We start from the raw sequence: 11,564 nt of genomic DNA on the forward strand, positions 1-11,564 counted from the left end.
GCGCGCGCGCGCGCGCGCGCGTCGCGCTCCCGGCACGCAGGCTGATCTCGGCGACCGGGCGTGCGTGGGCCGGGGCCAGCTGCTCCCAGCCACCAGGGCCGATGCGCACCGGGTCCAGCCGCAGCTCGGCGTCCGCCCAGCTGAACGTGGTGCGCAGGGTGCCATGACGTTCGATGACGGCATGCCATGCCGCCGCGACCTCGTCCCGGCTCGCCGGACGCTCCAGGGAGAACGCCGCGGCCATCCAGGAGCCAGGCCGGGAGCCGAAGCTGACATGGCGGTTCTGATCGAAGGAGACCGGCAGGGGTGCGCCCTCAGCGGCGGGGACCGCCACCGAGTAGCTGGAGAGCCTCCCCGGACGGGTGTCCATCCGGGCGACGTTGGTCAGCCGCATAGGCGTAGTCTAGAGGGACATCCCTCCGCCCGGGACCCCTTGACGGGGGCCGAGCGGGGACGCATGCCGGCAGGCGAGGACAGCGAGGTGAGGCAGGAGCAGTGGGCACATTCCGGACCGACGGTGCGTCCCTCAGCTACGACCTCAGCGCCCCCGAGCCCACAGACGCGGGGACCTTCGTCCAGCTCCACGGCCTGACCTCCTGCGGCTCCCGCGAGCAGCGGGCCGGCCTCGACATGGCCGGCCGTCTCCAGGGAATGCGCGTGCTGCGCTACGACGCCCGGGGCCACGGCTCCTCCACCGGCCGCGACCGCGCGGAGGACTACCGGTGGCCGCGTCTGGCCGAGGATCTGCTGGCCCTGCTGGACGCTCTGGCCCCCGGGGAGCAGGTCCACGCCGCCGGCCCCTCGATGGGAGCGGCCACGCTGCTCCACGCCGCGCTGGCCGACCCGGACCGCTTCGCGACCCTGACCCTGCTGGTCCCGCCCACCGCCTGGCAGACCCGTGCTGCTCAAGCGGAGAACTACCGGCGCTCCGCCCAGCTGGTGGAGGACCACGGGATCGGTGCCTTCGTGCGGATCGGTGCCCAGGTGCTGCCCCCGCCGGCTCTGGCCGACCGTCCTCGCGAACAGGTGCCCGCGGTCAGCCAGGAGCTGCTGCCCGCGATCTTCCGCGGCGCCGCGCTCACAGATCTTCCGGCGGCCGATCAGATCGCCCGGCTGCAGATTCCCACCCAGATCCTCGCCTGGGAGGACGACCCCTCCCACCCGGTCTCCACCGCAGAGGAGCTGCACCGGCTCATCGGCGGCTCCACCCTGGGCGTCGCCGCCACCCCGGAGGATCTGGCCACGTGGCCGGGGCGCACGGCCGCCCATGTGGAGGCCCATCCGGCCCGTCCTGCCCCTCCGGACTGCGGTCACCGGGGCCGTGAGCAGGGGCGCTCGGAGCTGTCAGCTCGGGGTGAGAAGATGGTCTCTGCCGAGCCACGCTGACCCGCGTCGCCCGACCCCGGCACGGCCCGCCACCGCGGAGTCCGCGCCACCCGAGAACCACCCCCACGGAGGAGCACGGTGAGCCTGGAAGCCTATGACGCCCCACCGGCCGCGGAGTCCCGCACTCCGCCGCAGGACCTCGTCGCCGAACAGTCGGTGCTGGGCGGCATGATGCTCTCGAAGGACGCGATCGCCGACGTCGTCGAGATCCTCAAAGGCCCGGACTTCTACCGTCCGGCCCATGAGCTCATCTATGACGCGATCGTGGACCTCTACGGACGCGGGGAGCCTGCCGACGTCGTCACCATCTCCGACCACCTCACCAAACGCCAGGAGCTGCAGCGAGTGGGTGGGCCGGCCTACCTGCACAACCTGGCGCAGTCGGTCCCGACGGCGGCGAATGCGGCCTTCTATGCGGAGATCGTCCATGAGCGGGCGATCCTGCGTCGCCTGGTGGAGGCCGGCACCAAGATCGCCCAGATGGGACACACCGCCGACGGCGAGGTCGAGGCCATCGTCAATGCGGCCCAGTCGGAGATCTACAACGTCGCGGAGAACCGGCAGAGCGAGGACTACGTGGCCCTGGCCGACGTGCTGGTGCCGACCATCGATGAGATCGAGACCAACGCCAGCCACGACGGCGGCCTGACCGGCATCCCCACGGGGTTCCGGGATCTGGATGACCTCACCCATGGGTTCCACGGCGGCAGATGATCATCGTCGCCGCACGTCCCGCCATGGGTAAGTCCACCCTGGCCCTGGACTTCGCCCGCGCCGCCTCGGTGGGGCACGGGATGACCTCGGCGTTCTTCTCCCTGGAGATGGGGCGCAATGAGATCGCCATGCGTCTGCTCTCCGCCGAGGCGAAGATCCAGTTCCAGGACCTGCGCAAGGGCGACATCCGGGAGGACGACTGGGACAAGATGTCCCTGGCGGTGGACAAGCTCAACGAGGTGCCGCTGTTCATCGACGACTCCCCGAACATGTCCCTGATGGAGATCCGCGCCAAGGCGCGGCGGCTGAAGCAGCGGCACAACCTGAAGCTGATCGTGCTGGACTATCTGCAGCTGCTCAGCTCGGGCAAGCGGGTGGAGTCCCGCCAGCAGGAGGTCAGCGAGTTCTCCCGAACCCTGAAGCTGCTGGCCAAGGAGCTCGACGTGCCGATCATCGCGCTCTCCCAGCTGAACCGAGGCTCCGAGCAGCGCACGGACAAGCGCCCCCAGGTCTCCGACCTGCGTGAGTCCGGCTCCATCGAGCAGGACGCGGACATGGTGCTGCTGCTGCACCGTGAAGAGGTCTATGACAAGGAGTCCCCGCGCGCCGGCGAGGCGGACATCATCGTCGCGAAGAACCGTAACGGCCCCACCCGGGACATCGTGGTCGCCTTCCAGGGTCACTATGCCCGCTTCCAGGACATGGCGCAGGACATCTGAGGTCACTGAGCATCTGAGGTCACTGACCAGTGGGAAGGAGTGTCACGGGCGGCTCCGGCGCTCCAGCAGCGGGGCGACCAGCTGGGCCACGGTGATGCCTCGACGCTGGGCCTCGGCCTGCAGGGCGGCCGCCGTCTCCGGGTCGATGCCGATCGGCGGTGCAGGTGCCTGCGGGGGCGCCGTCGAGGGCGCAGACGCCCCTGGTGCGGCCCGGCGGCGCAGCGCCGAGAGCAGAGGTGTGACCACTCCGGTCAGCACCGCCAGGATCAGCATGATGCCGTAGAACCGACCGAAGGCCTCGCTCTCCCAGCCGACCTCCCAGATGAGGAGCAGCGTGAGTGCGGCCGCCACGGTCAGCAGCGCCAGCGCCGCGCGGAGCAGCCAGCGGATGAGGGCGTCGCGGTGGGCGGTCAGGGCCAGCAACAGACTGGTGAAGCTGAAGGCCACGGTCAGCGTGACCCCGGAGAGCAGGAGCTGGAACGGGTCCCAGGACCAGCTGGCCTCCCGCCAGATCAGCACGACTGACCACGCCAGGCTGAGCAGGGCCACAGCGACGCCGAGGAATCCCACCCAGCGTGAGGGGCGGGTGAACACCGCTGCGCAGCAGAGCATCGCCAGGCTGTAGAGCCCGACCACCACGGTGGTCAGCAGCACCTGGGACCCGGTGCCGTCGAGGTCGGCGCCGAGCAGCACCAGGATGCCGGCTGCGGCGGCGAGGCTGAACGAGACGATCATCGCCCAGAGGAAGACCCGTCGGGCGATCTGGCCGGGACCCTTCGTGGTCGACATGGCGGCCCCTCTCTCGTCGCGGCGAGTCGTTCCTGGAGCATAGCGGGGGTGCCTACGGCCTGCCCCTGCTTGAGGGCCGAGCCGCTGCGAGGGAAGGCCCCGATCGGGTCTAGGATCACAGATGATGAGACCGTTCCAGGAACTTGTGCGCGAAGCCTGCGAGGCCGAAGTCGACGGGTGGGGATTCCGCTGGCTCGACGGCAGAGCCACCGAGGAGCGACCCCCGTGGGGCTACGCCCGACTGATGGCGGGCAGACTCGCCGCGGCGACCAGCGCCTTGGACCTTGACACCGGCGGCGGTGAGGTCCTGGACGAGGCCCCTGTCCTGCCGCCCACCATGCGGGCCACCGAGGCCTGGCCGCCGAATCTCGCCGTGGCCCGCCACCGCCTCGGGCCCCGGGGGGTCGAGGTGGCCGACACCTCTGCCGTCCAGGGTCTCCCGTTCGCCGACGAGACCTTCGACCTGGTGACCTCCCGGCATCCGGTGTCCCCCGACTGGCCCGAGATCCACCGGGTGCTCCGACCGGAGGGAACCTATCTCGCCCAGCATGTGGGGCCCGCGTCGGCCTTCGAGCTGATCGAGCACTTCCTGGGCCCGCAGCCGGAGGCCCGGAGACACCGCCACCCTGACCGGGAGGCGGAGCAGGCCCGGGACGCCGGTCTGGAGATCCGCGACCTGCGGACCGCGCGGTGCCGGATGGAGTTCCACGACGTCGGCGCGGTGATCTGGATCCTGCGCAAGTGCCCCTGGTGGGTGCCCGGATTCCAGACGGAGGACCACATGGACCGGCTGCGGGCGCTGGACCGCCAGATGCGGGCGGGTCGGCCCGTCGTCGCGCATTCCACCCGGCACCTGATCGAGGCCGTGCGTCCCGCTCAGCGGTAGGAGTCGACGTCGAGCTCCTCCACCGGGGTGTCCTCCATGGCGGTGATGAAGCTCCAGGCGTCGGGCCGAGAGCCGTCCACATCGGTGAGGTCATAGTGCGCCGCCAGCTCGAAGGAGCTGGTGGAGCGGGTGTTCCACCGGGCCCGGTCGGGATCGGCCGCCAGGGCGGTGATGCCGCGGGCGAGCATGGCGGGGGTCTCGGAGATCACGAACTCATAGGGCGGGACCACGCCGCTCGTGCCACGGTTCGCCTCCGCGACGGAGCGCCAGGTCTCCTCGGTGACGTCGAAGTGGTCCAGCATCATCTCCGAACGCAGCCACCCGGGCGATACCGAGACCGCGGTGCCGCCGTGGGCGGCCAGCTCGTGGCCCTGCGCGTAGGCGAGCCGGTCCACGCCGGTCTTGGCCAGGTCCAGGAACACCGTCTCCCGGTAGTGGGCGGCGTTGTACGCACGGGTCCCGTCGGTCACCTCCACGACCAGCCCGCCGGGGTTTCGGATGAGCAGCTCCAGGGCGCAGGCGCTGGTGTTCAGATGGGTCAGCAGCGCGGTGTCGAGCAGGCGCCGGCCGGCGTCGAGGTCGTACTCCCACAGCGGGGTGCCGAACTGCACGTAGGCCTCCCCGCCGATGTCATTGATCAGGATGTCCAGCCGGCCCTGCTCCGCGTCGATCCGCGCCACCAGGGCCTCGACGGCGTCCACGTCGAGATGGTCGACGACGACGGGGTGGGCCGTCCCACCCTCGGCGGTGATCAGCTGCGCGGTCTCCTCGATGGTCTCGGGGCGCCCGTAGTCCGATGGCACTCCCGCTGTGGAGCGTCCCGTGCAATACACCACGGCGCCGGCTCGCCCGAGCTCGCGCGCGATGGCCCGGCCGGCCCCGCGGGTGGCGCCGGCGACCAGGGCGATGCGTCGGGTCAGGTCTGGAGCGGTCTGCGATGCGGTCATGGAGTCCTCCTGAGTGTGCTGTGCTGCGGCGGGGTGCGCCACCGCCCGCGGATGGGGCGTCAGCATGATCATCTCCTCCATTGACGACACCTGATGTCGCCAATGAGCAGGGTCACTGCGTAGGCTGAGCCCATGCGCACCTCCCGACTGGTGGCCCTGCTGTTGGAGCTGACCCGCCTGCGGCGCACCACGGTGACAGAGCTGGCCGAGCGCCACGGCGTCTCCGCCCGCACCATCCAACGGGACCTCGCCGCCCTGCAGGAGATGGGCGTACCGGTATGGACCCGCACCGGGCCCGCCGGGGGAGTGGGGCTCGTGGAGGGCTGGCGCTCCCCGCTGACCGGGATGCTCGCCGCCGAGCTGCAGGCCCTGCTGCTCGGAGAGACAGGATCCCGGGAGCTGGGCCTGGAGGCCGATTACCAGGCCGCCCGGATGAAGATGCTCGCAGCCCCCGGGGCCGAGGCCCGGCAGCACGCCGCAGTGGCCGAGCGCTTCCACGTGGACCACGGCCGGTGGTTCCACGAGCCCGAACGCCCCGCCGCGCTCGCCGAGGTGGCTCAGGCGGTCTGGTCCGGTCAGCGGATCAGCATCCGGTACACCCGCTCCGATCCGTCGGCGGCGCCTGTGAGCCGACTCCTGGACCCCCTGGGCCTGGTGCTCAAGACCGACCGCTGGTACCTGGTGGCCGCGCACCGGCGCTCCGTGCGGACCTACCGACTCTCCAGGATCGAATCGGTGACCCGGCATCAGGAGTCCGCCTGGCGCCCACCGGACTTCTCTCTGGCCGAGCATTGGCGACAGAGCCGTGCCCAGTTCGAAGCCTCCGTGGTGAGCCTGCCGGTCCGGCTGCGAATCCCCGTCGCCTCGGCCGACGCCCTGCGGGCCGCTCTGCCCGGCACCGGGATCGACGCCGCCATCGATGCGGCCATCGACGCCGCATCCGCAGCGGCGCGACAGCTCAGGCAGGAGGCGGCGCCGCAGCCTGACCACCTCGACATCTCGCTGCTCACCGAATCCCTGGGCATCGTGAGCACCCAGCTGCTGGCTGTGCCGGGCATCGAGGTCATCGAACCACCCGAGCTGCGGCAGGCGCTGGCCGCACGGGGCCGAGATCTGGCGGCCCGCAACGCCCCGCACGAGCGCTGAAGGGTCCACGATAGGATCTCGCCTGTGACCACCCCACCCCGCTCCGCCGCCCAGCCAGTCGCCCAGCCAGCCGCCCAGCCCGGTGTCCGGCCCGCCGTCGAGGTGCCCCGCCTGGTGGCCTTCGACATCGACGGAACCCTGCTGGACTCCACCAAGACGCCGCAACCAGGGACGCTGCGGGCGCTCGACGGGCTGCGCGCCGCCGGGACGCGCATCATGCTCGCCTCCGGCCGGCCGATTCCCGGCCTGCGGGCGCTTGCCGAGCGGCACGGCCTCGGCGAGGACCTGATCCTCGCCGGGCTCAACGGTTCGGTGATCGTCGACCAGGCCACCGGGGCCACCCTGGCCCGGCGTCCCGTCCCGACCCAGCTGGCCGCTGAACTCATCGCCACCGGGATCCGGCACGGCGTGCTGCTGATGCTCCCGCACGACGACGAGCTGATCGTGGCCGACGACGGCCACCCGCAGGCCGCCCATGAGGCCGGCGGCAACGGACTGAGCCTGAGGGTCGTCGACGACATCACCTCCCCGGGCATCGAGCCCACCAAGATCCTCTACTGCGCGGAACGTCCGGTCCTCGAATCCCTGGAGGCGGAGCTGCGGTCCGGCTACGGGAAGCAGATCGAGCTGACCTACTCCTCACCGATCTACATGGAGGCCACCGCGGCCGGCGTCGACAAGTCCACGGCCATCCTGGACTGGTGCCGGGCCGAAGGGATCGACGCCGCGGCGGCCGTCGCCTTCGGGGACAACGGCAACGATGTCACCATGCTGCGCGCGGCCGGGCTCGGTGTGGCCATGGGCAACGCGATCCCCGAGGCGCAGGAGGCCGCCGACGTCGTGACCTCCAGCAACGACGACGAAGGCATCGCCCGGGTGCTCTCCCGGTGGGTGGACGTGGGGGAGCTGAAGCCGGCCACATCCTGAGACACGGGTCCGTCTGCTGAGACGGAGCGTGAGCTGTTGTCAGACGCATTCTGCAGTCTGCATGGTGTGCGGGTGGAGTGTGATCCACCTCACCTATCTCGCCCATCAGGAGTTCCACCATGAGTTCGAACAGAGTCGTCGTGTACAAGTCCCCCGGAGAGGTCGCCGTCGAGTCCATCGACTTCCCCTCCCTGGAGGTCCCTCAGGAGGTGGCGGACCACTTCGGGATCACGAAGAAGGCGCCCCACGCCGCCATCCTGAAGATCGTCACCACCAACATCTGCGGATCCGACCAGCACATGGTCCGCGGACGCACCACCGCACCCCAGGGTCAGACCCTGGGGCACGAGATCACCGGAGAAGTCGTGGAGACCGGGGAGGATGTGCTCTTCCTCCGTGAGGGAGACATCTGCTCGGTGCCCTTCAACATCGCCTGCGGGCGGTGTCGCATGTGCGACGAGGGCAAGACCGGCATCTGCCTCAACGTGAACCCCGCCCGCGCCGGCGCCGCCTACGGCTATGTGGACATGGGCGGCTGGATCGGCGGGCAGGCGGAGTACGTCATGATCCCCTATGCAGACTTCAACCTGCTGAAGTTCCCGGACCGTGACCAGGCGCTGGAGAAGATCCTGGACCTCACCATGCTCTCTGACATCTTCCCCACCGGCTATCACGGTGCCTACACGGCCGGTGTCACCACCGGATCCACCGTCTATGTGGCCGGGGCCGGACCCGTGGGGCTGGCCGCCGCGCACTCGGCCCAGCTGCTGGGCGCCTCCGTGGTCATGGTCGGGGACATGAACAAGGACCGCCTCGCCCAGGCCGAGAGCTTCGGCTGCGTGGGCATCGACCTGACCGCCGAAGGGGAGCTGACGGAGATGATCGCCGAGATCGTCGGCGACCCGGAGGTCGACGCCGCCGTGGATGCCGTCGGCTTCGAAGCCCGTGGTCACGGGGAAGGCGCCGGGGAGGCTCCGGCCACCGTGCTCAACGACTGCATGACCGTCGCCCGCGCCGGGGCCGGGATCGGGATCCCCGGACTGTATGTCACCGGTGATCCTGGGGCCGTGGACGACGCCGCCAAGGAGGGCACCCTCGGTGTCCGCCTGGGGCTCGGCTGGGCGAAGTCGCACTCCTTCGCCACCGGTCAGTGCCCGGTGAAGCAGTACAACCGGAAGCTGATGAACCTGATCCTCCACGATCGGGCGCAGATCGCGCAGGCGGTGAGCGCCACCACCATCAGTCTGGATGACGCACCACGCGGCTACCAGGAGTTCGACGACGGCGCGGCCCGCAAGTTCGTCATCGATCCCCACGGGATGGTGCCAGCCTGAGTCTGCGACGACCCGTGAAGCGCTGGGGCGGCCTGTCGAGGAGGACGGGCCGCCCCAGCCCGGACCTGACGGAGGCCTCCCCGATGCTGCCGAGGCGCGCAGCGAGGTGTCGGCCGACCGCGGCCGACCGGATCAGAGGGCTCCGAGGATCTTGTCCAGGAAGAGGAAGCCGACCAGGCCGTAGACCGCACCGATCCACAGGGCGTGGGTGAGGCTGCGCCAGAACTGGCCGGTGGCGATCAGTAGGCCGAAGGCCCAGGGGACGCAGGCCAGCGCATAGCCGCCCACCAGGAACCACAGGCCGGTGAACTCCCGCAGCGCGAGCATGTACACCCCGACGCCGATGGTCCAGAGCATCGTGAACTCGAACAGCAGCGCGGCGATCACCACGGCGGTCACCACGGCCCACAGGTAGCGGCCCCAGGGGCGCCGCGGGCGTCGGGCGGATGCAGGCGGCCGAGAGGGTCCCGCGGCCCGCCCCGCCGTGCGCGCGGAGCTCCGGGACGGCGGCGGGCTCGGACGCTTCTTTCGGGTGCTCACGGCAGTCCACTGTAGCGCGCAGGGGTGACAGCGGAGCCCAGGGGACAGGCCGGTGTGGCCGGCCCCTCATCGCCCGCGCGTGCATCGACCGGGCTCACATGGCCTGGGCTCAACCCTGGTCACTGCACCTCGGCGTCGGGAGGGCTGATCCGGTGCTCCTGTTCGCGGTCCACCGAGACCACCCCGTCCACGGAGCGCAGAGCCTCCAGCTGCTCCTCCGTGGCGCGGCCATGGACCATCCCCAGCGACGTCAGCACACGGTTGACCCGCAGGCCAGCGGCCTGCAGCTCCGCGACGACCTCGTCGAGCCGCGCGGTCCGTTCCTCGTCCACCGTGACGATCCAGCCGACAGGGCGCTCTCCGGGGGAGGTCATGCCGCCAGGGTAACGTCGCGCCGGCGTCGGCGGACAGCCCTGCCCTCCGGCGGCACCAGCGGGCGGGCCCTCCCGGGACGTCTCACTGCTGCTCCTCAGCGGGCGGGGCCAGCGAGAGCCCCGAGCCCACATCCACCGAGGGCAGCTCCAGACGGGCCGCCTCCTGGACGATCTCTGCCCACAGCTCCCGGGCCCGGAAACCGGTGGCCTCCGCCAGCAGGGCCGCCACCCCGGAGACATGCGGTGTGGCCATGGACGTGCCGCTGATGATCCGGTGCCGCTGGTCGCCGGTCCAGGCGGAGAGCACGTCCACCCCCGGGCCCGCCACGTCCACCTGACCGCCCCGACCCGGCAGAGTCCTTGCGGAGAAGTCAGCGATGCCCAGCTGCGGGTCCAGGGCCCCCACCGCCATCACGTACGGGCTGTTCGCGGGGGCGCCCACGAAGCCGTTCTCCCCGGAGCTGCGCCGGGCGTTGTTGCCCGCAGCCGCGATGATCAGCGACCCCTGCTCCAGGGCCCGGCGTCCGGCGGCCACATACGGAGGGTGAACCTCCGGCACGTCGGCCCCCAGCGACATGGAGATCACGGCGCACTCCTGCTGCAGGGCCCAATCGATGCCGGAGAGGATGGAGGTGTCCGAGCCGGAGCCGTCGTCGCCGAGCACCTTGCCCGCGAAGAGCTCCGCCTCCGGCGCCACCCCGTAGCCAGGGCCGTCCTCGCGGCTGCGCGGACCGCCCACCGTCCCCAGGCAGTGGGTCCCATGACCATGACCGTCCTGGGCGGTCTCCCCGTCGATGAAGGACTCGGCGACGATCCCGCGCCCGGCGAGCTCCGGATGCTCCAGGTCCACCCCGGTGTCCAGGACTGCGACGCGCACCCCGGCGCCGGTGTACCCGGACTCCAGAGAGCGGACGGCCTGCAGGCCCCACGTGAGCTCCTCGGTGTCCGTGAAGGAGTCCGGCAGCTCCGCCGGTCGGGCGGCCGGGGCGGCGTCCAGCACGCGGTAGATCCGCTCCGGCAGGACATGGACCGGGCGGCGCTCGGCCTGGCAGCGGCTGCGCAGCGCGTTCAGGTGGTCGGAGTCGGCGTCCACCACGGCGACGCCGAGCCGAGAGAAGTAGGTCTCGGTGGAGAATCCCTCGGTGCTCAGCAGCCCCGGGGCAGAGTCCTCTCGGACCTGGGGATCGGCGGAGTCGAAGACGACGACGAAGCGGCCGGACCGCGTGGTGGTGGTCAGCGTGTGCTCGGGAGTATGCATGGGGGTGCCTCCTGCCTGATCAGCGCCGGGTCTCGACGCCTGTTCCCAGGGTAGGGGCCACGACTGACACGCACCGAGAGGGCGCGGCTGTGTCGCTCAGTGCAGGGCGCCGCCCGGGACACTGGAATCGGCGCCGCCGCGCAACGTCTCCGCCAGCAGAAGCTCCACAGCCTCCACGGCCTGGGCCAAGCTCACCGGTGACTGCGGATCACGCAGGTCCGGCACATGGACGAAGCCCCCGGGCACGTCGAGGCCGCGGGCGGAGAGGTCATGCAGCAGGGCGTAGAGCACGTCGTTGCACACGAAGCTTCCGGCGCTCAGGGACAGGTGCACGGGGATCCCGGCCTCGCGGATCCGGGCCAGGGCGGCCTTGAGCCGCAGGGTGGAGAACAGCGCTCCCTCGCCGGAGGCGACCACGGGCTCGTCGGCCGGCTGGGCGCCGTCGTTGTCCGGGATGCGGGCGTCGCGCAGGTTCACGCCCACCCGCTCCAGCCGGACCGCCTCCGTGCCGGCGGCCAGCCCCAGGGCGAGACGGCGGCAGGGG

The 11,564-nt window shown here is 71.1% G+C and carries 11 protein-coding genes and 2 pseudogenes; 6 read left to right on the forward strand and 7 right to left on the reverse strand.

The window, feature by feature from the left end:
- Nucleotides 1–394, reverse strand: a pseudogene (locus tag BCY76_RS16165) (hypothetical protein); the annotation flags it as partial.
- A gap of 101 nt (nt 395–495) precedes the next feature.
- Here BCY76_RS16165 and BCY76_RS16170 point away from each other — a divergent pair.
- Nucleotides 496–1,386, forward strand: a complete 891-nt coding sequence (locus BCY76_RS16170) for an alpha/beta fold hydrolase (RefSeq protein WP_070158506.1) — start codon at nt 496–498, stop codon at nt 1,384–1,386.
- 84 nt (nt 1,387–1,470) lie between these two features.
- Nucleotides 1,471–2,819: pseudogene (dnaB, locus tag BCY76_RS16175) on the forward strand (replicative DNA helicase).
- A gap of 42 nt (nt 2,820–2,861) precedes the next feature.
- On the opposite strand, the gene BCY76_RS16180 reads toward dnaB, so the two are convergent.
- Nucleotides 2,862–3,608, reverse strand: coding sequence for a hypothetical protein (locus tag BCY76_RS16180; protein ID WP_070158505.1), 747 nt, complete (start codon nt 3,606–3,608; stop codon nt 2,862–2,864).
- Nucleotides 3,609–3,732: 124 nt separating this feature from the next.
- On the opposite strand from BCY76_RS16180, the gene BCY76_RS16185 reads away from it, so the two are divergent.
- Nucleotides 3,733–4,494, forward strand: a complete 762-nt coding sequence (locus BCY76_RS16185; protein WP_070158509.1) for a class I SAM-dependent methyltransferase — start codon at nt 3,733–3,735, stop codon at nt 4,492–4,494.
- Here BCY76_RS16185 and BCY76_RS16190 read toward each other — a convergent pair.
- A complete protein-coding gene (locus BCY76_RS16190) occupies nt 4,485–5,507 on the reverse strand; it encodes an SDR family oxidoreductase (RefSeq protein WP_237090232.1) in 1,023 nt (340 codons plus the stop codon). The genes BCY76_RS16185 and BCY76_RS16190 overlap by 10 nt on opposite strands.
- Nucleotides 5,508–5,573: 66 nt before the next feature.
- Here BCY76_RS16190 and BCY76_RS16195 point away from each other — a divergent pair, with 66 nt between their 5' ends.
- The 3 genes from BCY76_RS16195 (at nt 5,574) to fdhA (ending at nt 8,848) form a co-directional block, all read left to right on the forward strand.
- Nucleotides 5,574–6,587, forward strand: coding sequence for a helix-turn-helix transcriptional regulator (locus BCY76_RS16195; protein WP_070158504.1), 1,014 nt, complete (start codon nt 5,574–5,576; stop codon nt 6,585–6,587).
- Nucleotides 6,588–6,611: 24 nt separating this feature from the next.
- A complete protein-coding gene (locus BCY76_RS16200; protein WP_237090233.1) occupies nt 6,612–7,514 on the forward strand; it encodes an HAD family hydrolase in 903 nt (300 codons plus the stop codon).
- A 119-nt stretch (nt 7,515–7,633) separates the two neighbouring features.
- Nucleotides 7,634–8,848, forward strand: coding sequence for a formaldehyde dehydrogenase, glutathione-independent (fdhA, locus tag BCY76_RS16205; protein WP_070158503.1), 1,215 nt, complete (start codon nt 7,634–7,636; stop codon nt 8,846–8,848).
- Between the two features lie 132 nt (nt 8,849–8,980).
- On the opposite strand, the gene BCY76_RS16210 is transcribed toward fdhA, so the two are convergent.
- The 4 genes from BCY76_RS16210 to BCY76_RS16225 all read right to left on the reverse strand — a co-directional run.
- A complete protein-coding gene (locus BCY76_RS16210) occupies nt 8,981–9,388 on the reverse strand; it encodes a hypothetical protein (RefSeq protein WP_139827854.1) in 408 nt (135 codons plus the stop codon).
- Between the two features lie 119 nt (nt 9,389–9,507).
- Nucleotides 9,508–9,762 carry a hypothetical protein gene (locus BCY76_RS16215; protein ID WP_085437920.1) on the reverse strand — a complete coding sequence of 85 codons (255 nt, stop codon included), beginning with the start codon at nt 9,760–9,762 and terminating at the stop codon, nt 9,508–9,510.
- Between the two features lie 82 nt (nt 9,763–9,844).
- The gene (locus BCY76_RS16220) at nt 9,845–11,020 is read right to left on the reverse strand and encodes a S8 family serine peptidase (protein WP_070158500.1); all 1,176 of its coding nucleotides are present in this window, start codon (nt 11,018–11,020) and stop codon (nt 9,845–9,847) included.
- 96 nt (nt 11,021–11,116) lie between these two features.
- On the reverse strand, nt 11,117–11,564 hold a 448-nt coding region (locus tag BCY76_RS16225; protein WP_085437921.1), incomplete at its 5' end, for a pyroglutamyl-peptidase I family protein.

It is taken from the genome of Nesterenkonia sp. PF2B19 (assembly GCF_001758425.2).
Taxonomy (GTDB): domain Bacteria; phylum Actinomycetota; class Actinomycetes; order Actinomycetales; family Micrococcaceae; genus Nesterenkonia; species Nesterenkonia aethiopica.